Here is a 23,925-nt window from a genome sequence, read left to right on the forward strand (position 1 = left end):
CGGCCGCTCCGGCCGCGGCGTCACCGTGGCGACGCCTCACCCATTCTCCCCGGTCGCCGCACCCGGCTCGTCCGTCGCCGGCGGATCCGTCTCGCCGACCGGCGCCTCGTCGGGTTCGGCCGCGCCACCGCCGGTCTCGGCGTCGTCCACCCCGGCCGTCGGCTGCTGTCCCGCGACCTGCACCGACTCCCACACCGCCTGGTACCACGGCGTGCCGTCGTCGCTGCTGTCCACGGGGCCGTCCGTGAACACCTGGCCGGTCTGCGGGTCGATGTCGTCCGGGACGGATTCCGGGTCGAGCACGCGCCAGGGCCGCTCCCCCGGCATGACGTAGTTGAGCCGGTCGCGCGCCTCCCGCTCGACGTACGCGCGGTCGTCCCAGCGCTCGAGCTCGGCCTCGAGCTCGTCGTGCTCGGCCTGTGCGTCGACGAGGTCGCTGCGCAGCGCACGCAGCTCGTTCGTCTGCGTCACGTACGCGCGCACGGTGGGCAGCAGGAGCACGACGGCGAGCAGCCCGACGACCGACAGCACGAGGGCCCGGACGGTCACGACCTCCGGAAGAAGGAAGCCGTACCGGCTGCGTCGCCGCTCCTCCGGCCCCGGGCCCGCCGGGCGGCGCGGCGCGGCGCGACGCGTCGCCGGCCGCCGTGCGCCACCGCTCGCACCGGCCCCCGAGGCCGTAGCCCCGGGCTTCGAGGACTTCGTGGTCGCCGCCGGCTTCCGGGGCGGTGCCGGCTTCGCGGAGGTCGCCGACGTGCCCGACCCCTTCGCCGTCCGCTTCGCGCCGGACGACGTGGCGGGTGACGACCCGGCGCGCGAGCCACCGCCCGGGCGTGCGGACGCACCGGGGCGCGAGGGGCGGCGCGAGGACGGCATGCCCCGATTGTGCCGCCGCGCGCGTCCGGGTCGGGGCAGCACACACGGAACCGGGCGCACCGTGAGCGGATCCTCACGACAACTTCACCCGGGCTCCGGCGACCGCCACCCTCCCCGCCATCGCGGGCGGTGCGCACCGGGGTACTACTTCGCCGACCGGGGCACTACCTCGGCGGCCCGGGTACTACCTCGCCGACCGGGGTGCTACCTCAGCGGCCGGGGCGACGGCCGAGGCCCGGCGGACCGTGACGGTCCGCCGGGCCTCGGCGTGCGGTGCGGACGCTGTGCCCGCCGTGGTCGGGCTGCGTCGGGTCCGATCAGCCCGACCGGCGCCAGAGCGTCAGGCCGACCAGCGCGGGAACGCGGTGCGCCCGGCGTAGCGCGCGGCGTCGTCCAGGGCCTCCTCGATGCGCAGGAGCTGGTTGTACTTGTTGATGCGCTCGCCGCGGGCGGGGGCACCGGTCTTGATCTGGCCGGCGTTCGTCGCGACGGACAGGTCGGCGATCGTCGTGTCCTCGGTCTCGCCCGAGCGGTGCGACACCATGGCGGTGAAGCCGTTGCGCTGCGCGAGCTCGACGGCGTCGAGCGTCTCCGTGAGCGTCCCGATCTGGTTGAGCTTGACGAGCAGCGAGTTCGCGGACTTGAGCTCGATGCCCTTGGCGAGGCGCTCCGGGTTGGTGACGAACAGGTCGTCGCCGACGATCTGGACCTTGTCGCCGACCTCGGACACGAGCTGCGACCAGGCACCCCACTCGTCCTCGGACAGCGGGTCCTCGATCGAGACCAGCGGGTAGTCGCGCACGAGCTGCTCGTAGTACGCGATGATGTCGTCCGAGCTCGTCGCCTTGCCCTCGAACTGGTACGCACCGTCCTTGAAGAACTCGGTCGCCGCCACGTCGAGCGCCAGGCCCAGGTCCTTGCCCGGGACGAAGCCGGCCTGCTCGATCGCGACGAGGATCAGGTCCAGCGCGTCGCGGTTGCTCGGGAGGTTGGGGGCGAAGCCGCCCTCGTCGCCGAGGCCGGTCGCGAGGCCCTTGCCCTTGAGCACGGACTTGAGGGAGTGGTAGACCTCGGCGCCGGTGCGCAGCGCCTCGCGGAACGAGGACGCGCCGATCGGGGCGACCATGAACTCCTGGATGTCGACGTTCGAGTCGGCGTGCGACCCGCCGTTGAGGATGTTCATCATCGGCACGGGCAGGACGTGCGCGTTCGGGCCGCCGACGTAGCGGTACAGGTCCAGGCCGGCGCTCTTCGCGGCGGCCTTCGCGACGGCGAGCGAGACGCCGAGGATCGCGTTCGCGCCGAGCTTGCCCTTGTTGGGCGTGCCGTCGAGGTCGATGAGCGCGGCGTCGATGAGGCGCTGGTCCTCGGCCTCGAAGCCGATGAGCTCGGGGGCGATGTCGTCGATGACGGCGTTCACGGCGCCCTCGACGCCCTTGCCCAGGTAGCGGGACGTGTCGCCGTCACGACGCTCGACGGCCTCGAACGCACCGGTCGACGCGCCCGACGGCACGCCGGCGCGGGCGAACGTCCCGTCGTCCAGGACGACCTCGACCTCGACGGTCGGGTTCCCGCGGGAGTCGAGGATCTCGCGCGCTCCAACGGCTTCGATGCTGGCCACAGGTGCTCCTTCAAGCAGGGGGCGCGCAGGCGCTCCGACGGCGGCCGGCCCGGGCATGAAGAACCCGGGGCACCGCGTGCGCCCGCGACGGTGGTGGGGTTGACGACCCCACCTTAGTGCCCGGATGTGACCGGCGCCGCTCCGTCCGCCCCTCGGGCGTGCGGTCAGGACCTCGGGCGGTCCGAGGGAGGACCGACGTCCCGCGAGCGCTCCGTCGGGGAGGCGGGGTCAGCCGGACGGGGTCCTCGCGGTCGTCTCCGTGGTCGGCTCCGCGGCGCGGATGACACCCTCGACGCGGCGCAGCTCCGCGCGCAGCGCCGCCTCGGCGTCGATGCCCTCCCCCTCGGCCTGCACCACGAGGGCGAGCAGCTCGCGCCCGAGCCGCTCGGTCGCCGTCGGGCCGGGGACCGGTGCCGCGAGCGCCGACCCGACCGTCTCGCCGAGACCGCCACGCCTGGAGCGCGACAGGACCTTCTGCGCCCGGGCGAGCGCGCCCTGCGTGTGGGAGATGCCCTCGAGCACCGAGGAGCGCTGCTTCTCGGCCTTCTTGATCGCGTCCCACTGGGCGTGCAGGTCGGTCGTCGAGCCGGCGCCGTCGTCGGCCGCGAACACGTGCGGGTGCCGACGGACGAGCTTGGCGACGAGGTCGGCGGCGACGTCGTCGACGGTGAACGGGTCCGGCTCCTCGCTCGCGATGCGCGCGTGGAACAGGACCTGCAGGAGGAGGTCGCCGAGCTCCTCGCGCATGCCCGCATGGTCGCCCGTCTCGATCGCCTCGGCGAGCTCGTGCGCCTCCTCGAGCAGGTAGTGCACGAGCGAGGCGTGCGTCTGCTCGCGGTCCCACGGGCAGCCGCCGGGCGAGTACAGGCGGTCCATGACGGCGACGGCGTCCCGCAGCGGGTCCGGACCGGTGGGCTTCTCCTCGTCTGCCATGTCGCTGATGGTAGGCGCGGGCGACTGCCGACTCACCCGAGGAGATGGTCGCGCGCGACCCGGACCATGTCGAGCGTCACGTCGGCCACACCGATGACGACGCACGCCGTCCAGGCCGCCTCGACCCATCGGCCGAGCCGGGGATGTCGCTCCGTGACGTCCTCGACGACGACTCGGAGAGCGACGACGAGAAGCACCCACGAGACGTCGTGGAAGCGCGTCCGGACCACCACGAAGCCGAGGACGATCCAGTGCAGCCACGCCGGCACGGCGAGCACGGCGAACCGCTGCAGGACCGCCCCGCGGCGCCACACCACGTAGACCAGCGCCGGGATCAGGAAGATCTGGATGACCACCGAGGTGCGCCCACCCCACGGCTCGAGCTGGCCGACGACCCCGGTCACGAACGGCATCAGCGGTGCGTAGGCCTGCTGCGCCGCGGTCGGGAGCCTCGTCAGCGCGTCGGCGCTGGGCGGTTCGGTCGTCGACGGATCGATGAAGTAGCCCGTGTAGTGGTGCTGGCGGACCGCCCAGGCCAGGACGGCGACCACGGCAGGTGCGGCCACGAACACCGTGTGGAGCAGCGCAGAGGCCACCGCCGCGCCCTTGGCCCGGCCCGCGCGCCACGCCGAGAACGACGGGAGCAGCACGAGCAGGAGATATGCCGCAGCGATCACGCCGACGACGGCGATCGCGTTCGGCTTGATGCTCACCGCGACGGCGACGATCACCCCGGCGAGCCACGCGGACGCCGGGCGGAGCCGGCCGGGTGCGACGGCGACCGCGACGGCGAGCACGCTGAACGCGCCCACCGCGGTGTCGTTGTAGGCCCACTGCGCCTGGCTCCAGATCACCGGCATCGCGACCGACGCCGCCGCGGTCACCCCGATCGCCTGCACGCCCGCGCTGCGGGCGAGCCCTGCGGCCGCGAACCCCAGCCCGACGAGCGTCAGGAAGTGCATGAGGTGCGCCGCCACGAAGGAGTGCTGTGTCGCGGCCGCGGTGTAGACCACCTCCATGAACGGGTACGCGTTCACGTGCCGGTACGGACTCTCGTTCCAGCCGCCCGCGTCGGCCCAGGCCTGTGCTGCGGGCCAGTGGTACTGGACCTCGTCCGTCGCCCACGGCGCGGCGAGCAGGCACACGGCCGCGAAGACCAGCCCGAGCCCGACGGCGACCAGGGCGACGGGCGAGCGCCGGACCTCGGTCACGACCCCCTGCCAGCCTCGCCGGAGAAGCTCCAGGGCCGCTCTCCACACCGGGACGACGGCCAGCACTCCCCCGGCCGCGAGACCGTAGGGCACCCACGGCCCGAGGACCTGCAGGTGCCCGAGGACGAGCGTCAGCACCCCGACGATCGCCACCCCGCCGAGCAGGACGAGCGCGAGCCTCGTCGCCAACGGGCGGTCGACCACCCGGTGGAGCCGGACGGCGAGCGCGGTGCCGGCGCCGACGACGGCGACGAGCATCAGGAGCGCGGTCCCGATCTGCCCGATCACGAGGCGCTCCCCCGCCCGACGCGCGCGCCGTCGAGCCCGACGTGCGGGTCTCTCCGGGCCGGATCTCGACGAGTCATCGGCACGCTCCGTCTCGTGGTCGCGAGCCGAACGCTACTGAGCGACGCACCCGGTGTCGAGGGTCGGCCCCGCCAGGGAGCAGAGTTCATCCCCTCGACGACACGCGCATGCTCGTGCCGAGAGCCCTGGCCGCGGACGGTTCCGCGACCAGGGCCCTTCCCCGAGAGGCCGCCTCGGGTCAGCCGCAGGTGTGCGGGTCGTACGGCACGTCGAGCGTGTGGGTCACCTGCTCCGTACCGTCACCGCCGACGGCGCCCGTGACCGTGACCGTCGCGGTGCCCGCCGCGACCGACGTCGCCCGGACCGCGAACGACTGGTACGCGGCCTTCCCCGGCGCGACGGCGGTGAACGCCCGCGTCCCGTACGGCGTCGCGAGCGACACGTCGAGCGGGACGTCCGCCCCGTTCGTCGCGCGGACCGCCACGTAGGCCCTGCCCGCCAGGCAGCGGGCCTGCGCCTCGACGGTCACCGGCAGCTCGGGAGCGGCCGCACCCACGAGCCGCGCGACGCCCCACCGGGCCGTCGACTGGTAGCCCGCGCCCGACGGGTCCGCCCAGTTGCGGATCGCCGTGCGCGCACCGTCGGCGGCGTCGTTGACCTGCAGGTCCAGGCCGTGGAACGTGCCCTCGCCACCGTGCTCGAGGAGGCTGATGGCCGCCTCGACGACGTACCCGTCGGCCGTCCGCGCGACGGCGCTCGACACGCGACCGCGCTGGAACGCCTCGTCACCCGTGCCGAACGACACGGCGTTCTCCGCGCTGATGCGGATCTGCGTGTCGTCGTACCGGTACGACCCGTTCTTCGCGTTGCCCGCGTCGACGTAGATCTCCACGGAGTCCTGGACCCAGGGGTCCGAGCCGGAGACGTCGACCACCGGGTCCGCGACCTCGGCCAGCACGTAGAGCGTCTGCCCCTGCCACAGCGTGCGGACCGTCGCGACGGCGCCGCCGCTGCCCTGCACCTCCTTGGCCGTGGTCACGGGCTCGCCCGCCGCGTCCCACGCCGTGTCGACCGCACCGTCGATCTCGGGTGCCGACGACGCCGGCGCGACCTCGAGGTACGACAGCGGCTCGAGCAGGCGCAGCGTGCCGGTCGCGCCCGCGGTGTTCCACCCGGCGGTCGCCTCGCCGTCGGTCACCCGCACGTCGAGCGCGAGCGTGCCACCCTCCCCGGCGGCGTCGAGCGGGAGGTGCGCGACGACGTCGTACCCGCCCTCGCGCTCGGTCACGACCGCGGTCGCACCGGCCGTCGTCGTGCCGTCGCGCCGGACGACGTGATCCACGCCCTCGAGCTCGAACGTCACGGCGTCCGTCGGGTCGGCCGCGTCGCCTGGGTCCGCCGCGTCCGCTGTGTCGTCGATGCTCGCGTACGCCGTGAGGTGGTCCGGCGCCCAGCGGAGCTGGAACCCCGCCTCGCCGTCCGGCGCAGCGAACCGGTGCAGCGGCAGCTGCCGCCACGCGAGCGCAGCGGCCGCGTCGCCGTCGAGCGGGACGTCGCCCGCGAACACGTCGGCCGTGCGCAGCCGCGCGGGCAGGTCCCCGTCGACCACGCCGTGGTACGCGGGCTTGGCCTTGAGCGCGTCGTCGAACACGAGCGGGGCGCCGCTGCCGGCGCGCCAGCTCCGCCCGTCCGTGAGGCCCCACACCGTGACCGAGTACAGGTCGTCGGCGTGCTCGCGGAAGACCCGGAACGCGTCGCGGTAGTAGTAGCCCTGCTCGACGAGCCCGGCCTGCGTGACGGGCGTGCCCGTCGTCACGTCGAGCTCGGTGACGGCCTGCGTGACCGGCAGGTCGGCGAACCGGTCGATCGCGCCCTCGAGCGCCGAGACCGGCATGGCGAGGCTCACGTGGAACTGGTGCCCCACGCCGTCGACGGGCACGCCGCGCGCCAGGAGACGGTCGACGAGCGCGCGGTAGCGGTCCTGCTTGCCGCCCTGCTCGGTGTTGTAGTCGTTGATGAACAGGGCGACCGGCCGCTCGCCACGCTCCTTCGCGGCGGGGTCCGCGTAGACGTCGTTGAACGCCTCGTCCGCGTACTCGAACGCGAGGTCGATGAACTCCTCGCCGAGGATCCGGAACCACTCCGAGCGCCGCAGGCCGTCGGGGTTCTCCCCGCCGTCGGAGACGACCTCGTTGACGACGTCGAACGCCGTCACGGGGTTGCCGCCGCCGAACGCGCCGTACTCCTGGGCGAGCGAGCCCGCGACGTCGAGCACGTGCGTGCGCAGGCGCTCGCGCAGGATCTGCTTGTCCGCCTCCGAGCTCGTCAGCGGCTCGCCGTCCGCGCCCGCGAAGAACCACGCGGGCGTCTGGCTGTGCCACACGAGCACGTGCCCGTAGACGCGCAGGTCGCGCTCCGCGGCGAAGTCCATGAGCGCGACGGCCTCGGGGTGGGGTCGGAAGCCGCCCTCGGCGTCGTACCAGGCCTCCGGCTTCATGTGGTTCTCGGCCGTGATCTGGTCGAAGTGCCGCAGGAGGAGCTCCGACGCCGCGCCCGCGGTCTCGCGGGAGTCGATCGCGACGCCCACCGGGACGTCCACGGTCTCCTTGATGCCCGTGAGGTCCTCGACCGCGGGGGGCGGCGGGACGCGCAGCACGACGTCGTCGACGAGCAGGTCGCTCGTGTTGTCGCCGTCGTAGGCCGTCTCGAGGTAGAGCAGCGCCTCGTCGGCGTCGGCCCCCTGGAACGTCGCGGTGACCTGCGTCCAGCCGGCGTTCGTGATCCCGGAGAGCTGCGCGAGCGTGGAGTACGACGTCGTGCCGTCCAGAGTCCGGGCGATGCTCAGCCACACGTCGTCCGCGGGCTGCCCGTCCGCGAAGCGCACCCAGGCCGAGAGCTCGTACGTCGTGCCCGCAGCGAGCAGTCCGGTCACGTCGTGGCCGATGCCGTCGCCCTGACCGTCGCGGTCGGTGACGATCGCGGCCTGCGTGCCGTCGTGCGCCTCGGTCGTGAGGCCGAGCGTCGGGGTCGTGGCGTCGCCCGCGCGCGGCACCCAGCCGCCGAGCCCGTCCTCGAAGCCGGTCTCCAGGAGGACCTCGCCGGCGCGAGACGGCGTGCCTTGCGGGAACGTGAACGTCCAGCCGTCCGCGAGCCGCTCGGTCACCACGGTCTCGACCGCCGCGAGCGTGCCGGACCGGTCACCGCCGCCGTCGTGCGCGAGGACGACCTCCCCGGGCCTCATCGCGGCGCGCAGGTTCGCGGTGAGCGTCGCGACGTCCTGCGTCTCCCAGTCCGCGATGGTGTTCGTCACGGCGACCGGCTGCATCCCCAGCGCGACGGCGACCGCCGGCGTCGCGCCCCACGAGCCGTTCGGCGCCCGGAAGAACGGCACGGGGTGCGTGGGGTCGCCGAGCGCTGTGCGGATGACGTCGAGGTTCTCGACGAGGTCGGCGCGGACCTCGTCGGCGGTCCACGAGCCCATGTCGGCGTAGCCCGTCGAGTGGTTGCACAGGACGTGGCCCTCGTCGACGATGCGGCGCAGGATCTCCGCGCCGCCGGGCGCCTCGACGTTCTGGCCGATGACGCAGAACACCGCGTGCAGGTCGTGCTCGGCGAGGAAGTCCAGGAGCGCCGGCGTCGTGCCGGGGTTCGGTCCGTCGTCGAACGTCAGGGCGGCGACGTCGCCGCTGCCCTCGGCGAGACGCACGGGCGTCGGCACCGGGTTCACCGCCCCGCCGGGCACGACGTCACCCGGGTCGACGGCGTCGGGCGCGGTCACCAGGACGTCGTCGACGAGGAACGACGGGTGCGCGCCGTCGATCGGGGCCGCCTCGACGTAGAGCGTCGCGGCGGTCAGGCCGTCGGGCATCGTGTACGTACCGCCGATGCGCACCCACCCGTCGGCGGTCGCGGTGACGGCGCCGCCCACCCAGGTGTAGGCGTCGCCGGACTCGCTCGTCTCCTGCACGGTGAAGTGCATCCCGGACGACCCCGTCGTCCCGGCGGGCAGCTTGACCCACGCCTCGACGTCGTAGGTGGCACCCGGCGCGAAGAGCGTCGCGACCGACGTGGCGGGTCCGTTCCACTCCCCTGTGCGCCCGGTGACCTGCAGGCTGCTCGCGCCCCCGTGCGCCTCCGTGGCCGTGCGCGCGAGCGTCACCGGCCCGCGCGGACCCCAGGGACTCAGGTCGTCCGATTCAAAATCGTTCTCCACAACGATGTCGATAACGTTATCGACTTGCCCGGACGCCTGCCCTGCCGCTCCGTCGACACCCATCGCGGCGCTCGCTCCTCCACCGGCGACGAGGGTGGCGAGCACCCCCGCGACGGCGGTCCTCCAGGTCCGTCTCATCATCGCTCCCTTGCGATCAGCTTCCGGGCGAGACGCCCATGGGCGCACCTGCGCGCCTGCCCACACCCTAGGGGTGCGTACGGCGGCGGCACAATGGTTGAACAAATCCGCACCAGTCGACGTCGCAGCGGCGCCGACCATGCGATCCTGCCGGCCGAGCATGCGGTCGTGGCCCCTCCCGAGGTCAGGACGGGCCACGACCGCGTGCTCGGCGGAAGGGTCGCGACTAGCGTCGAGGAGGAGCCGCGGCCCCTGAGCTCTGGTGCCGCACGACGAGAGGACACCACCATGGGAACGCACCGTCGCTGGGCCGACCTCAGCCGGGGTCAGAAGGTCGCCGTCGGCGTCGTCGGGGCCGTCCAGGTCACGCTGACGGCCGCGGCCTACCGCGACCTCGCGCGGCGACCCGCGGACCAGGTCAACGGGACGAAGCTCGCGTGGGGCATCGCCCTGCTCGTCAACTGGGTCGGCCCGATCGCGTACTTCCTCGACGGCCGCAAGGACTGACCCAGCCAGAGCACGCTCTGGATCCGCCCTCGCGCGGTCCGCAAGCCGACAGGGCTCCCCTTCGTCGACCTGCAGGCATACCCAGGCGACTCCCTACCGCGTTGCCGTCCCCACCGTCGCCGCCGCGCCGACCTCGCCCAGGACGATCGCGTCGATGAGCTGGCGCGCCCAGGCGAGGACCTCGGTGCCGCGCAACGGACGACCGCCGATGCGCGCCGTCGTCGGGTACGGGACGAGGAACGCACGGATCGCGGGCTTGAGCATCGTGCCCGGGTAGAGCCGCTTGAGGCGCAGCTGCGCCGACTCCGCGAGGTCGACTGGCGCGAAGCGGATGAACTTGCCCTGCGCGGTGACGTCCGTGAGGCCCGCGCGCCGCGCGTGATTGCGGAAGTCCGCGACGTCGAAGAGCGCGGACGCCACCTCGGGCAGCGCGCCGTACCGGTCGACGAGCTCGGCCCGCACCTCGGCGAGCTGCGGCGCGTCGGTCGCCGCGGCGATCTTCCTGTACGCCTCGAGCCGCAGCCGCTCGGTCGCGATGTAGGACTCGGGCAGGTGGGCGTCCACGGGCAGCTCGATGCTGATCTCGGGCTGCTCCTCGGGCCCGTCCCCGCGGAAGTTCGAGACGGCCTCGCCGACCATGCGCACGTACAGGTCGAACCCGACGCCCGCGATGTGGCCGGACTGCTCGCCGCCGAGGAGGTTGCCCGCGCCGCGGATCTCGAGGTCCTTCATCGCGATCTGCATGCCCGCACCGAGGTCGGTGTGCGCGGCCATGGTCGTGAGCCGGTCGTGCGCGGTCTCGGTCATGGGCTTCTCGGGCGGGTAGAGGAAGTACGCGTACGCGCGCTCGCGACCGCGGCCGACGCGCCCGCGGAGCTGGTGCAGCTGCGACAGGCCGAGCATGTCGGCCCGCTCGAGGATGAGGGTGTTCGCGTTGGAGATGTCGAGGCCGGTCTCGATGATCGTCGTGCAGACGAGGACGTCGAGCTCCTTCTCCCAGAACGCCCGGATCACCTGGTCGAGCTGGTGCTCGTTCATCTTCCCGTGCGCGACCCCCACGCGGGCCTCGGGGACCAGCTCCCGCAGGCGTGCGGCCTGCCGCTCGATGGTCTCCACCTTGTTGTGCACGTAGAAGACCTGGCCCTCGCGCAGCAGCTCGCGGCGCAGCGCGGCGGCGATCTGCTTCTCCTCGTACGCGCCGACGTACGTGAGCACGGGGTGGCGCTCCTCCGGCGGGGTGGCGAGCGTCGACATCTCGCGGATGCCCGTGACCGCCATCTCGAGCGTGCGCGGGATCGGGGTCGCGGACATCGCGAGCACGTCGACGTTGGTCCGCAGCTGCTTGAGCGTCTCCTTGTGCTCGACGCCGAACCGCTGCTCCTCGTCGATGATCACGAGGCCGAGGTCCTTGAACCGGATGTTGCCCGTGATGAGGCGGTGCGTGCCGATGACGACGTCGACCGTGCCGAGCCGCAGGCCCTCGATCGTCTCCTGGGACTCCTTGGCCGTCTGGAAGCGCGACAGCGCCTTGACGGTGACCGGGAAGCCCGCGTACCGCTCCGAGAACGTCTCGAAGTGCTGCTGCACGAGCAGCGTCGTCGGCACGAGCACCGCGACCTGCTTGCCGTCCTGGACCGCCTTGAACGCGGCCCGGATCGCGATCTCCGTCTTGCCGTAGCCGACGTCGCCGCACACGAGGCGGTCCATGGGGACCGTCTTCTCCATGTCGGCCTTGACCTCGTCGATCGTCGCGAGCTGGTCCGGCGTCTCGACGTACGCGAACGCGTCCTCGAGCTCGCGCTGCCACGGCGTGTCCGCGCCGAACGCGTGCCCCTGCGTCGCCATGCGCGCGGAGTAGAGCCGGATGAGCTCGCTCGCGATCTCGCGGACGTGCTTGCGCGCGCGCGACTTCGTCTTCGACCAGTCGGACCCGCCCATCTTGTTCAGGCTCGGCGACTCGCCGCCCGTGTACTTCGTGACCTGGTCGAGCTGGTCCATCGGCACGAACAGCCGGTCCCCCGGCTGACCCCGCTTCGACGACGCGTACTCGATCACGAGGTACTCGCGCGTCGCGGCGTTGCCACCGGTGCCGAGCGTGCGCTGCACGAGCTCGGCGAACCGCCCCACGCCGTGCTGCTCGTGGACCACGAAGTCGCCCGCCTTGAGCTGCAGCGGGTCCACGACGTTGCGCCGCCGGCTCGGCATCTTGCGCATGTCGCGGGTGCTCGACCCGGCACGGCCCGTGAGATCGGACTCGGAGAAGACGGCGAGCCGCAGCTCCGGGACGACGAAGCCCTTGCCGACCATCGCCGGCGTGACGAGGACGATGCCGCCCTCGGGCTCGTCGTCGAGGCGGGACACGAGCCGGGCCGGGGTCTCGGCCGCGCCGAGCTGCTCGACCATGCGCTTGGCCGGGCCGTGGCCCTCCGTCGTGAGGACGAGGCGCCAGCCCGCGTGCTGCAGCCCGCGGATGTCGTCGAGCGCGCGCGCCACGTCGCCGCGGTACGACTCGACGTCGCGCGCGCCGATCGTGAACGTCGGCACGCCGTGGGCGCTCTCCCCCACGTGCGGGCCCGTCGTGCCCGACGCCGCCCGGTCGCCCACCGCGCCCGGCGACCCCGCCTCGTCGGGCAGCGGCGTGTCCAGGTCCGGGTTGTCGAGCGCGAACGACGACAGCGTCCACCAGCCGAGGCCGCGGCGCTGCGCGACGGCCCGGACGTCGGCGAACGTCGCGAACGACGCCGAGGAGAGGTCGAGCGGAACCTTGCCGCCGGCGACCGCTCCCGTCCACGCCGCGGCGAGGAACTCCTCGGTCGTCGCCACGAGGTCGTGCGCGCGGCGGCGCACGCGCTCGGCGTCGTCGAGGACCAGCAGCGCGTCGTCCGGGACCAGCTCGAGCACCGGGACCATGCGGTCCACGAGCACGGGCGCGAGCGACTCCATGCCCTCGACGGCGATGCCGGCGGCCAGCTTGTCGAGCATCTCCGTCGCGCCCGGCAGCTCCTCGACCAGCGCCGCGGCGCGGGCGCGCACCGCGTCGGTGAGCAGGATCTCGCGGCACGGCGGGGCCCACAGCCCGTGCTCGGCGATCTCGAGGCTGCGCTGGTCCGCGACCGCGAACCAGCGGATCTCGGAGACCTCGTCACCCCAGAACTCGACGCGCAGCGGGTGGTCCTCCGTCGGCGGGAAGACGTCGAGGATGCCGCCGCGCACCGCGAACTCGCCGCGTCGCTCGACCATGTCGACGCGCGTGTAGGCCGCCGCGACGAGGCGCTCGGCGACGTCGGTCAGGTCCGCCGAGCCACCGGGGTGGAGGGCGACCGGCACGAGGTCCCCGAGCCCGTCCACGACGGGCTGCAGGAGCGCGCGCACGGGCATGACGAGCACCCGCACCGGCCCCGACGGGCCGACCTCGGCGTCCGGGTGCGCGAGGCGCCGGAACACCGCGATCCGCTTCGCGACCGTGTCCGCGCGCGGGCTGAGCCGCTCGTGCGGCAGCGTCTCCCAGCTCGGCAGGACGGCGACGAGGTCCGCGAGCTCGTCCGGGAGGTACGCACGCACGCTCGCCGCGAGCTCGTCCGCGTCGCGGCCCGTCGCCGTCACCACGACGAGCGGGCGCGACCCCGACGCCGCCCGGGACAGCACGTCGTCCGCGGTCCGGCTCGCGACGCCGTCGCCGTCCGACCCGGTCGCCCGCGCGCCGGCCATCGCGGCGAGCAGCGGCGGACGCACACCCGCCGGACCGACGACGTCCGCCTCGCCGCGGGCGCGCACGTGCTCGACCGCGGCGGCAGCGGCCGGGTCGGTGAGCAGCGTGGGCAGGATGCCGGTGAGGTTCATGCGGTGCGGGTCCTTCCGAGGACGGCGTCGAGGTCAGTCGAGGTCATCAGGAGCCCACAGGAGCCGAGGCGGGACGACGGCAACCAGGGTACGCCGGGGCGCCCACGCGGCCCTGTCCGACGGCTCGACGTCTCGCCCGCCCCGACCGCGGGCTCCACGTTTCACCCTGCCGTCGGCGTCAGGGGCACTCCCCTCGTGGACCGGTCCGCCCTAGGCTCGCCGTACCGCTTCGTGCGGCACGGCCGGACGACGTCAGGAGGCGCCTGTGCGAGATCGGCGCTCCTGGGGAGCGGTGTTCGCGGCGCTGTGCGCCGCGGCGCTGGTGGGCCTCTACGTCCTGGCCGTCCGCACGGCGGCCGGGCAGTCGGTGGACGTCCAGGGCCTCGCCCAGCTGCAGGGTGGTGGCTACCCCGTCGCGCTCGCCGCGACGTGGACGCGCGCCGCGCTGCCCGCCGTCCTCGTCCTGCTGTGCCTGGCGCTCGGTGCTCGCGCGCTCTGGAAGCGCCGGTTCCGCGACGTCGCCGGGGCGCTCGCCGTCGCGGTGGTGCCGTTCGCCGTCTCGACCTGGCTGCGCGACGGCGTGCTGTCCCGCCCCGACCTCGGCGACTTCGGGTACGCCTACAACACGATGCCCTCCGGCCACGTGAGCGCGGCGGTCGGCCTCGCCGCCGCCGCGGTCGTCCTCTGGCCGGAGCGAACCCGGAAGCATGCGGCCCGGGTCGCGCTCGTCGTGATCGTCCTCGCGTGCCTCGCGTCCGTCGTCGGGCACGCGCACCGGCCCGGCGACACGATCGCCTCGGTGCTGCTCGTCGGGATCGTCGCGGGCGTCGTGGTCGCCGTGCTCGACGTGCCGTCGGTGCGGGCGCGGTCCACGACTTTCACCCGTGCCCCCGCGCACGAGCACCGCTAGCCTGTACCGGCCGGGGATGCCGGCGGACGGAGGACGAGATGCAGATCCGCACGGACGGCGTGACCTGGCAGGAGATCGACGGCGAGCTGGTCCTCCTGGACCTCGAGCGCTCGGTCTACCTCACCACCAACGGGAGCGGCGCGCTGCTGACCAAGCTCCTCGTCGACGAGCACACCCTCGACGACCTCGCCGACGCGCTCGTCGCCGAGTTCGCCATCGACCGCGACGACGCTCTGCGCGACGCCCAGGCATTCGTGGACGAGCTCGTCGCGCACCAGCTGCTCCGCTGACCGCGGGCCGGCGCCGTGCGTCAGGACACGGCGGCGGGCAGCCGCTCGAACCCGGCGGGCGGCCGCGACAGGACGCGGAAGTCGTCGACGGTCCAGCCCTGCACCTCGACCCACGCGTGCGCGGCCACGGTGCCGCCCCTCTTGGCGACGCCCAGGACCAGCCGCGGTGAGCGCCGCCGCAGGGCGTGCCCGACGACGAGCGCCTGCCGCAGGCACGTCCCGTCGACGCCCGGGACGGACAGGACCCGGCGCGCGTCCTGGACGCCGACCCGCTCACGAGGGCTCAGGTCGAGCACGACGGGGTCCCCGGCCGCCGTCGTCGGCCCCGACGGCGGGGGTCCGGCCGGCGCGTCCGCGAGCGGCACGCCGAGCCACCGCGCCATGCGCGGGAGCCGCACCGTGCGCAGCCCGAGCTCGATCGCGACCACGAGGACCGCCGTCCGCACGAGGCCGGGCCACCGGGACAGCGGCACGCGGCGCGCCCGCCGGACCAGCCCGCCGACCGTGGACCGAGCGCTCACGCCACGGCCCGCGTGGTGCGGGGCGACGCCGCGAGCCACGCGACGTGCACCAGGAACCGCGACGCGGGCAGGGGCGATCCCAGCCACTCGCGCCGGAGGCGTTCGACGTCGACGAGCTCCGGGTCCACACCGCTACCGTCCCACGAGACGGCGAAGTCCCGCTCGCGGTCGCTCCAGCGCGAGGAGTTGAAGCGCGCCTTGGTCGTCCGCGCCAGAACGGCCTCGGGGAGGAGGTCCGCACCGAGGCGGCGGAACGTGTCCGTCCGGCCCCGGTAGCCGCGGGCACCGCCGTCGGACGCGAGGGCCTCGACGAACGCCCGGTCGGCGAGGGGATGGCTGAGCGTCACGCCCAGCTCGGCGGCGCCCGCGACGGTGTTGTGCAGCGCGAGCACCGTGCTCCTGCGCTCCAGGAGCGCCCGCTTGGCGGCGTCCCAGCGCAGCGGCCCACGCGCGTCGACGGTCTCGCGCGCGAGCACGTCCAGAGCCCGCGAGTTGAGCCAGGGAGCGGCCGTGCCCAGGTCCGTCCCCCGCAGGAGGCGCCGCCGCGCGAGCGCCGACGGCTCGAGCGCCTCGACGGAGGCACGCACGAGCGCGCGGGACGGACGACGGCGCGACGAGGCGAGGAGGTGCAGGGGCGTCCCACGGACCGGTGCGATGACCCCGTCGCCTCCCTCGCCGGTGAGGACGTGCGCACCCGCGCCCAGGTCGTCGAGCAGCCTCGGCTGGCTCTGGACCGCGGCAGGCCACACGAGCCCCCGGCGCGAGAGGGAGGCGACAGAGACCTCGCCCAGGTGGCTGCGTTCGTCGCGCACCTCGATCACGACGCGCTCGGTCAGGCCGAGACGATCGAGGACGAGGTCCTGCCACTCGCTCTCGTCGGACTCAGGGATCCCCGGGTACACGGCCGTGACGGGCACGGGCAGCGGAAGGCCCTCGCGGCGCGCGACCGCCGTCGCCACCGCGAGCACGAGCGACGAGTCCCGCCCGCCGGAGAACAGGACGTGGCAGCGACCGCTGCGGAGGGCGGGCAGCACCGCCCGCTCGAGCTCCGCGCGCGCGGAGCGGTCACGCGGCGGCTGCGGCACGTGCGGCGTCACGCCGACGGGCGCCGAGAGCGCGACCTCGAGCGGCGTGAGCCGCAGGAACGGGTCGGGACGGTCGTCCACGGGTCCACCTCTTCGTCGGAGCGGGTGCTGCGCGACGCCGTACGGGACGGCGCCGCGCAGCACCGGTGTCAGCTCAGGTCGTCGCCGGAGCCGGGAGCCGGGAGCTTGTGCCCCCAGAAGTAGACCTCGTCCTCCCACTCCTTCCAGGTGTCGAGCCCGAGCGTGAGTCCACGCACGGAGCCGACCCGGGAGATCTTGGGTGCCTCGTATGCCATCGTGTTTCCTCCTCTCGCGGTGTCGCTCTCGTCGTCCCGGTGCCATCCCGGACGGCTATTCACCTCGCCAGCGGCGATCGTTTCCAGCAGTCGTGAGAGTAGGCCGCGGAATGCACCGACGATCTGATTCCGCGGCGTTTTCACCCGGGTGATCAACGGAGCCCTCGGGCGCCGAGCCAGGCGGCGTGCAGGAGGAGCTCGGCGGCAGCCGGCGGCACAGGAGCCGCCCAGGCGGCGCGCAGCAGGTCGTGGTCGACGAGGTCGTCGTCGATGCCGGCCCCGTCCCACGTCCGCGCGAACGCCCGTTCGTCCGGCCCCCACCGCGTCGCGTTGAACCACGCCTTGGACGACCGGGCGAGCACCGGCTCCGGGAGCAGGTCGGCCGCGAGCCGCCGCAGCACGTCGGTGCGGCCCGCGAAGCCCCACGCGCCGCCGTCGGCTGCGAGCGCGCCGACGAACCGCGGGTCGAGCAGCGGGTGGACGTACGTGACGTCGTGCTCGCGCGCGACGACGGCCAGGTTGTTCAGGACGACGTGGGTCGCCCGTGACCCGAGCAGCCGGCGCACGGCGCGGTCCCAGCGCAGCGGCGACGTGTCGTCGGCGGCGAGCCGCGAGGCGGCCTCCTGGGCGGCGTCCTCCCGCATCCACCCGGGGACGACGTCGCGGTACCGGCCGGGTGGGAGCGTCCAGCCCGGCCGCAGCGCGCCCGCGGCCTCGCGGAGCAGACGCCGGGACGGCAGGGCGGGGGTCGTGAGGCGGCGTCGCACGAGGTAGAGGGGCGTGCCGCGGCGCCGGTTGAGGACGTCGTCGCCGCCCTCGCCGGTCAGCAGGTGCCCGCCGGCGGCCTGGGCGAGCCGAATGCCGTCGGCCTGGGCGACGGCGGGGAACACGAGACCGCGACGCTCGAGCCCCGCGCGTGCGGCGTCGCCGAGCAGGTGCATCTCGTCGGTCACGCGCACGACGACGCGCTCCTGGAGGCCCAGGTGGGCGAGCACGAGCTCTTGCCACGCGGTCTCGTCGGCCCCCTCGACGCCCGGGAACGCGAGGGTCAGCGGCACGGGGAGCGGCAGGCCGTCGCGCCGGGCGACGTGGGTCGCGACCGCGAGGACGAGCGACGAGTCCCGTCCGCCCGAGAAGCCGACGAACGTCGGTGCGGACGCGAGCGACTCACGGACGACCTGCTCCAGGACGCCGCGCGCCCCTCCGGTCCGGCGAACCGGAGGGGAGGGGCGACGTCCGAAGACCCACCCGGCGGCGGCCTCGAGGTCGTCGACGCGGAGGAGGTCCGCGGGACCCGGCGACGGTGCCGGTCGCGGAGTCCTGCCGGCGGAAGCACCCGGCAGGACCATGTCAGGACAGCGGGTCGCCAGGACCGCAGCCGTCCTTCCACTTGCCGCTGAGGTCCTGGCCGAGGCCGGGATCCTGGTTGGGCATCGCGTTGTCGCTGCCGTGCCCGTACTTGCAGTTCTGCGGGTAGCCGAGGGTCAGACCCCGGACGGTTCCCACGGAGGTGATCGAAGGCGGTGCGTACGACATGAGCCACCGACCTTTCTTTCGGGTCGCCCGGAGGCGAGGGACCGTCGGACGCGGACACGCCCGACCCGTTGAAGATACCGACCTCGACCCCGCGAAGCGGCCTTTCGCGGAACTTCTCACCCGGTGCACGGAAAACTTCACCCGAAGGGACTGGACGCCCGTCCAGGTCGTGCTGCTCGAGAGGCGACCGCGACGCCCCGGAAATACTCCCGCCGGGCCTGTTCGTCGGGGACGTCCACCTGGAGCGGCCGCCGCTCGTCGAGCCCGGCGGCGTGCCGTCGACCGGCCCGCCGCGCGGCGAGGTGGTGGTGGACGAGGACGCCGACGCTGTCGAGCACCCCCCGGCGCGCCGCCGAGTACTCGTTGCCGCCGAGCGCCGGGTCCCCGGGCAGGCCCGGGAAGGTGTGCCGGGCGTCGCGCAGGCGCGTGAGCCGGACCCACGTCGGCGCGTGACCGCGCGGCGCCTGGTCCGGCGCCAGACCCAGGACCCGGTCCGCGCGCTCGAGCACCGACCGGACGCCGAGCCAGGCGCCCGCCGCGCGCGAGCGACGCTCGAGCTCCGCGACGTCGACCTCCCCGTGCTCGAGGGCGAACCGCACGTCCGCGAGCCACATGAGCCGGTTCGCGCCCGACTGCGCGGCGTGGAACGCGAGGTGCAGCACCGTGTCGACCGGGTCGAGCGTCGTCAGCGCCTGTCCCCCGACGTCGACACGACGGCGACGCTCGAGCATCGCGTCCATGTCGAGCGGGAACGCGCGCCGCAGCTCCGCGGGGACCGCCACGTGCCAGTGCAGGTCGAGGGGGGTGCCGGCGGGCGTCAGCATCGCCAGCTCGGCGCGGCCGGTGCGCCGGATCTCCGGCCAGTTGCGGTCGAGGAGCACGACCCCGCGCTCCTGGAGCGCCTCCACCGCGTCCTCGAACCGGTGCGGCGCGACGACGAGGTCGACGTCGTAGTACTCCCGCATGTTGACGACCGGCCAGATCGCCCCGGCGAGCACCGGCCCCTTGACCACGACCCACGGGACCGACGCCTCGTCCAGGACGGCACCGGCGCCGCGCACGTCCGCGAGCGCCCGCAGGTGCCGCATGAGCTGGTCGTGCTTGGCCCGCTCGAGCGCCTCGCGCCATCCCGCCGGTTCGTCCGACCACGCGCGGGTCACGCGCTCGACGGCGGGCGTCACCCGGTGCAGCCGGCCGGCGGCGACCACGTCGTCCGCCGGGGTGTCCCCCAGGCCGGGCGGGCACGCCGTCCCCGCGTCTCCGCGCACGGCGTCGAGCAGGAGCCGGGCGAGCGGCCTCAGTGTCGAGTCGTCCTGCATCGTCACCGCCGTCCAGCCCTTCTCGGTCCACCCGTCACGCTGCCGCACCGGCGCGAGCGACAGTACCGCGCACCGTCCGCGATGCGGGGCTCGAGCGGCGAGATTCACCCGATCCCGCGCTCCTGCGGGTGGCGGGACGCTGAGACACTGGCGGGGCGGTCGGCCCGACCGTGGCGACGCGACGAGGAGGTGCCATGGCCGGCGACGGCGAGACGTTCGTCGACCCGCTCGACCTGCGGGTGCGTGAGCGCAACCAGCGGCGTTCGTTCCGGCGGGGCGCCACGCTCGTCGCGCGCTGCACCTCCCTCGTCTGGCAGTCGGGCCGGTGGCTGTTCCTCACGCTCGCCGCGCTCCAGCTCGTGGGCGCCGTCCTGCTCGCGGGCCAGGTGCTCGTGGTCGAGAGCTTTCTCAACGCGGTCGTCGGCCTGTCCGGGGGCGGGGAGATGCAGGACCTCGTCGGTCCGGTCACCGCGCTGGCCGCGCTCATGGGGGCGGCGGCGCTGGTCGGCACCGTCCAGGGCTCGATCCGCCGGTTCCTCTCCGACTCGGTCGCCCGGCGGACCTGGCAGCAGGTCCTCGCGGTCGCGACGCGGGTGAGCCTGCGGCAGTTCGAGTCCCCCGCGTTCTACGACTCGCTGCAGCGCGTGAGCGCCAACGCCGCGAGCCGACCGCTGCAGGTCACCCAGGCGCTGCTCGGCGCGTTCGGCAGCGCGGCGGTCACCGTGACCGTCGGCGCGACGCTCGCCGCGATCCATCCCGCGCTCCTGGGCCTCCTCGTGCTCGGCGGCCTCCCCCTGCTGCTGACGAACCGGCGCGAGAGCCGGCTCGAGTTCGACTTCTCCGTCCGCCAGACCTACCCGGCGCGCGAGCGCGGCTACCTGTCGATCATCCTGACCGGCCGCAACGAGGCGAAGGAGATCCGCGCCTTCGGGCTCGGTCGCACGCTGCGACGGCGGTTCGACGGGCTGTACGGGCGGTACCAGGGCGACCTCGCGGCGCACCTGCGACGGCGCACGCTCCTGAGCGTCGTCGGGAACCTCGCCTCGGCCGTCGTCCTGGCCGCGACGTTGTTCTTCGTCGTGTGGCTCATCGCGCAGGGCGAGATGACGGTGGCGCAGGCGGGCGCGGCCATCGTCGCGATCCGCATGCTGCAAGGACAGGTCGCGACGCTGCTCGGTTCGGTGCAGGCCATCTTCGAGGCAGGGCTGTTCCTCGACGACGTCGACGCCTTCATGGAGCTCGGGCCGTCGGCGGACGCCCTGGAGGCGGGCGACCCGGCTCCCGCGACCTTCGGAGAGATCAGCGCTCAGGGCGTGGCCTTTACCTACCCGGGCAGCGACGTTCCCGCGCTGCGCGGCGTCGACGTGACGATCCGGCGCGGCGAGGTCGTCGCGCTCGTCGGCGAGAACGGGTCAGGAAAGACGACGCTCGCCAAGATCCTCGCGGGTCTCTACGACGCGGACGACGGCGCCGTGCGCTGGGACGGCCGCGACACCCGGACCCTGGACCGCGCGACGGTGCGCGAGCGCGTGGCGCCGATCTTCCAGGACTTCGTCCGGTACGCGTTCTCGGCGCGCGACAACGTCGAGGTCGGGGACGTGGAGGCTCCCGGCGACGACGACCGCGTCCGTGCCGCCGCGAGCCGCGCGGGCGCCGACGGCTTCCTGTCCGCGCTCCCCCACGGGTACGACACCATGCTGTCGCGGCTCTTCCGGGACGGGCGGGACCTGTCCGGCGGGCAGTGGCAGCGGGTCGCGATCGCCCGCGCGTTCTACCGCGACGCGCCCCTCATCATCCTCGACGAGCCGACGGCGTCCCTCGACCCCCGCGGCGAGCACGACCTCTTCGAGTCGCTGCGGGACGTGCTCTCCGGGCGCACGGCCGTCTTCATCTCGCACCGCTTCTCGTCCGTCCGGTCCGCGGACCGCATCTACGTGCTCGACGAGGGCCGCGTCGCCGAGCACGGCACGCACGACGAGCTCATGGCGCGCGGCGGCCTGTACGCCGACCTCTTCACGCTGCAGGCGGACGCCTACCTCGACCCGGGCCGGTCGACCCCCTGACCTCGACCGGGACGTGACGGCGGCACGTCAGGCCCGGACGTCGATCTCCGCGAGCAGCCGCTCGGCGAGGTCCGGGGCGAACGGCGGCCCCCAGGGCACGCGGGCGCGGTAGACCGGCACGCTCCGCGCGATCTGCGCCACCTGCGCGAAGTGGCGGTCGACGACGGTCTTGTCCCGCCAGCCGAGGAGCCGCGCGTAGGTGATGAGCGCGAACACGGCCACGGTCGGCTCGATCCGCTCGACGTCGAGCTCGGTGTGCTCGCGGTCCGGCCAGGGCACGACGATCGCCGCGAGCGGCAGCGCGTCGTCGGCTCCTGCGCCGAGGCGCAGGACCTGCCGCTCGTCCGCGCTCACGCGCACCGCGGGGTCCTGTCCCCCGAACCGGCTGACGAGCTCGTCCGCGCCCTTGCGCAGGCGCAGCTCGCTCGCGCCGAGGCGGACGGACGGGACGCCGTCGAGGTCCACGCGCAGCACGTCGTCCGTGATCACCGAGCCGCCGGCCGCGCACAGCAACGTCGCCATGGTCGACTTCCCCATGCCCGACGCGCCGACGAACGCGACCGCGCGCCCCCCGACGTCGACCGCGCTGCCGTGCAGCACCGCGACCCCGCGCAGGTAGAGCTGGAAGGACAGCACCGCGCCGGTCACGAGGATCGCGGCGACGCCGGGGTCGGCCCCGTCGCGCAGGTGGACGTGCACCGTGGCGAGGTCGGCCGAGACCCGGACGTCGCACGTGCGGTGGAACCGCAGCAGGTAGCCGCCGGCTGCCAGCTCGTAGAAGGTGTAGAACGCTCGGTCGCCGTCCGCGTAGTCGAGCAGGACGCGCGCCTCGGACGGCTCCGACGCGTCGCGCACGCCCTCTCCCCACAGCACCGTGACGTCCACGGGCTCGGCGGGGTCGGCCAGCCGGTCCTGGTGCAGCGGCAGCTCGGACGCCACGTGCAGCCCGTACAGCCGGACGTGCTCACGCTCGGCGTCGCCCGCCCCGGCTCTCAGCACCACGGCGTCAGGCTAGCCGCACGACCCGCCCGCCCGGCCCTGCCCGGTCGAAGTTCACCCGGGCGTCCGGTCGGGCCCGTCACGGGTAGAGCGCCGCGTAGCGCTCCGCGACGCTCTCCCAGGAGTACGCCTCGGCCTCCGCACGCCCGGCCGTGCCGAGACCGTGCGCCAGCGCGCGGTCGTCGACGACGCGCTCCACGGCCCGGGCGAGCGCCTCCACGTCCTCCGGGTCGACGAGCAGCCCGGTGCGGCCGTCGTCGACGAACTCCGGCGGGCCACCGCGCGAGGTGACCACCACGGGGACGCCCGCGCGCCAGCCCTCCAGCACCACGATCCCGAAACCCTCGACCCGGCTCGGCGCCACGAGCGCGAGAGCGCCGGAGACGGCGGTGACCACCTCGGGGCGCGACAGGCGACCGGGCAGGACCGTCCGGTCCGCGATCCCGGCACGCTCGGCCTGGGCGCGCAGCGCGTCGAGCTCGGGGCCGTCGCCGCCGACGACGAGCCCGACGTCGTCGGGCAGGTCTGCGCGGGCGAACGCCTCGATCAGCAGGTCGAACCCCTTGGTGCGGACCGCACGACCGACCGCCAGCACGTAGCGCTGCGGCAACCACGTCGGGCGGGGTCCGCCCGGCTCGTCGAGGTCGATCCCGTTGGGGACGACCGTCCCCGCACCGGGCGTGAGACCGAACCGTGACTCGAGGTCGGCGAGCACGTAGCGCGAGCACGCGGTGACGGCCCGCGCCTCGTCGAGCGACCGCCTCAGGGCGGAACGCAGCAGCGCGGACGTGCCGAAGACGTCGTGCGCGTCCCCGAACGTCTCCCCGTGCCCGGTCACGACGAGCGGTGTGCCCGTCCGACGCGCCAGTGCGTGCGTCCACGGTCCCTGCGGTCCGTAGCAGTGCACGTGCAGGACGTCGGGCGCGTCCGCCCGGAAGGCCGTCCGCCACGCGCGCCACGCACGGGGCGACGACCGCGCGAACGAGACGAGCGAGGAGACGTTGCGCGCAGGGAGCGGCGTGGGCAGGTAGCGGACGGGGACACCGCCGTCGAGCACGGTCGGAGTGCCGGCGTCCTGCTGGTCGACCGCCCACACCGCCACCCGGTGCCCCGAGGCGCGCAGCTGTCGCGCCACGTGCAGGACGTGCTCCTCGACCCCGCCGGTGCGCGGCAGGAACGAGCTCGCGACGAGCGCGACAGCAGTCACGAAGCCTCCTCGGCGGTTGTCGGCTCCAGGAAGAGTAGGCGCACCGCCCGACCC

18 protein-coding genes are annotated in these 23,925 nt (G+C 74.2%); 4 read left to right on the top strand and 14 right to left on the bottom strand.

Annotated features, from left to right (window positions below):
• Positions 1-36: 36 nt before the first annotated feature.
• From AC4H2G_RS17235 to AC4H2G_RS17255, 5 genes are all read right to left on the bottom strand, one after another.
• Entirely contained in the window at positions 37-549 is a 513-nt protein-coding gene (locus AC4H2G_RS17235) for an FtsB family cell division protein (RefSeq protein WP_494366953.1), read from the bottom strand.
• Between the two features lie 667 nt (positions 550-1,216).
• The gene (gene eno / locus AC4H2G_RS17240; protein ID WP_494366954.1) at positions 1,217-2,497 is read right to left on the bottom strand and encodes a phosphopyruvate hydratase; all 1,281 of its coding nucleotides are present in this window, start codon (positions 2,495-2,497) and stop codon (positions 1,217-1,219) included.
• 228 nt (positions 2,498-2,725) lie between these two features.
• The gene (locus tag AC4H2G_RS17245; RefSeq protein WP_494366955.1) at positions 2,726-3,430 is read right to left on the bottom strand and encodes a nucleoside triphosphate pyrophosphohydrolase; all 705 of its coding nucleotides are present in this window, start codon (positions 3,428-3,430) and stop codon (positions 2,726-2,728) included.
• A gap of 32 nt (positions 3,431-3,462) precedes the next feature.
• Positions 3,463-4,929, bottom strand: a complete 1,467-nt coding sequence (locus AC4H2G_RS17250; RefSeq protein ID WP_494366956.1) for a hypothetical protein — start codon at positions 4,927-4,929, stop codon at positions 3,463-3,465.
• 256 nt (positions 4,930-5,185) lie between these two features.
• Positions 5,186-9,460 (bottom strand): endo-1,4-beta-xylanase, encoded by a 4,275-nt coding sequence (locus AC4H2G_RS17255; protein WP_494367044.1) that lies wholly within the window; start codon positions 9,458-9,460, stop codon positions 5,186-5,188.
• A 126-nt stretch (positions 9,461-9,586) separates the two neighbouring features.
• Here AC4H2G_RS17255 and AC4H2G_RS17260 point away from each other — a divergent pair, with 126 nt between their 5' ends.
• Positions 9,587-9,805 (top strand): PLD nuclease N-terminal domain-containing protein, encoded by a 219-nt coding sequence (locus tag AC4H2G_RS17260; protein WP_494366957.1) that lies wholly within the window; start codon positions 9,587-9,589, stop codon positions 9,803-9,805.
• A gap of 93 nt (positions 9,806-9,898) precedes the next feature.
• On the opposite strand, the gene mfd is transcribed toward AC4H2G_RS17260, so the two are convergent.
• Positions 9,899-13,645 (bottom strand): transcription-repair coupling factor, encoded by a 3,747-nt coding sequence (gene mfd, locus AC4H2G_RS17265; RefSeq protein WP_494366958.1) that lies wholly within the window; start codon positions 13,643-13,645, stop codon positions 9,899-9,901.
• A gap of 265 nt (positions 13,646-13,910) precedes the next feature.
• On the opposite strand from mfd, the gene AC4H2G_RS17270 reads away from it, so the two are divergent.
• Both AC4H2G_RS17270 and AC4H2G_RS17275 read left to right on the top strand, forming a co-directional pair.
• On the top strand, positions 13,911-14,555 hold the full coding sequence (locus tag AC4H2G_RS17270; protein WP_494366959.1) for a phosphatase PAP2 family protein: 645 nt from the start codon (positions 13,911-13,913) through the stop codon (positions 14,553-14,555).
• Positions 14,556-14,593: 38 nt separating this feature from the next.
• Positions 14,594-14,845: a PqqD family protein gene (locus AC4H2G_RS17275; RefSeq protein ID WP_494366960.1), complete on the top strand. Its 252-nt coding sequence runs from the start codon at positions 14,594-14,596 to the stop codon at positions 14,843-14,845.
• 20 nt (positions 14,846-14,865) lie between these two features.
• Here the strand turns inward: AC4H2G_RS17275 and AC4H2G_RS17280 are convergent, their stop codons facing one another.
• The 6 genes from AC4H2G_RS17280 to AC4H2G_RS17305 form a co-directional block, all read right to left on the bottom strand.
• Positions 14,866-15,366: a lasso peptide biosynthesis B2 protein gene (locus AC4H2G_RS17280; protein ID WP_494366961.1), complete on the bottom strand. Its 501-nt coding sequence runs from the start codon at positions 15,364-15,366 to the stop codon at positions 14,866-14,868.
• Positions 15,363-16,532 (bottom strand): asparagine synthase-related protein, encoded by a 1,170-nt coding sequence (locus tag AC4H2G_RS17285; RefSeq protein ID WP_494366962.1) that lies wholly within the window; start codon positions 16,530-16,532, stop codon positions 15,363-15,365. The genes AC4H2G_RS17280 and AC4H2G_RS17285 overlap by 4 nt, the downstream gene beginning before the upstream one ends.
• A gap of 68 nt (positions 16,533-16,600) precedes the next feature.
• Entirely contained in the window at positions 16,601-16,747 is a 147-nt protein-coding gene (locus AC4H2G_RS17290; RefSeq protein ID WP_494366963.1) for a lasso RiPP family leader peptide-containing protein, read from the bottom strand.
• Between the two features lie 152 nt (positions 16,748-16,899).
• Positions 16,900-18,096 (bottom strand): asparagine synthase-related protein, encoded by a 1,197-nt coding sequence (locus AC4H2G_RS17295; RefSeq protein ID WP_494366964.1) that lies wholly within the window; start codon positions 18,094-18,096, stop codon positions 16,900-16,902.
• Position 18,097: 1 nt separating this feature from the next.
• A complete protein-coding gene (locus tag AC4H2G_RS17300; RefSeq protein ID WP_494366965.1) occupies positions 18,098-18,253 on the bottom strand; it encodes a hypothetical protein in 156 nt (51 codons plus the stop codon).
• A gap of 167 nt (positions 18,254-18,420) precedes the next feature.
• Positions 18,421-19,650, bottom strand: a complete 1,230-nt coding sequence (locus AC4H2G_RS17305; protein ID WP_494366966.1) for a nucleotidyltransferase family protein — start codon at positions 19,648-19,650, stop codon at positions 18,421-18,423.
• A 146-nt stretch (positions 19,651-19,796) separates the two neighbouring features.
• Between AC4H2G_RS17305 and AC4H2G_RS17310 the strand changes: the two genes are divergently transcribed.
• The gene (locus AC4H2G_RS17310) at positions 19,797-21,665 is read left to right on the top strand and encodes an ABC transporter ATP-binding protein (RefSeq protein ID WP_494366967.1); all 1,869 of its coding nucleotides are present in this window, start codon (positions 19,797-19,799) and stop codon (positions 21,663-21,665) included.
• A 27-nt stretch (positions 21,666-21,692) separates the two neighbouring features.
• On the opposite strand, the gene AC4H2G_RS17315 is transcribed toward AC4H2G_RS17310, so the two are convergent.
• Positions 21,693-22,667, bottom strand: coding sequence for a hypothetical protein (locus tag AC4H2G_RS17315; RefSeq protein WP_494366968.1), 975 nt, complete (start codon positions 22,665-22,667; stop codon positions 21,693-21,695).
• 76 nt (positions 22,668-22,743) lie between these two features.
• Entirely contained in the window at positions 22,744-23,871 is a 1,128-nt protein-coding gene (locus AC4H2G_RS17320) for a glycosyltransferase family 4 protein (RefSeq protein ID WP_494366969.1), read from the bottom strand.
• Positions 23,872-23,925: the final 54 nt, after the last annotated feature.

The sequence above is a fragment of the Cellulosimicrobium sp. BMG9.23 genome (assembly GCF_059159985.1).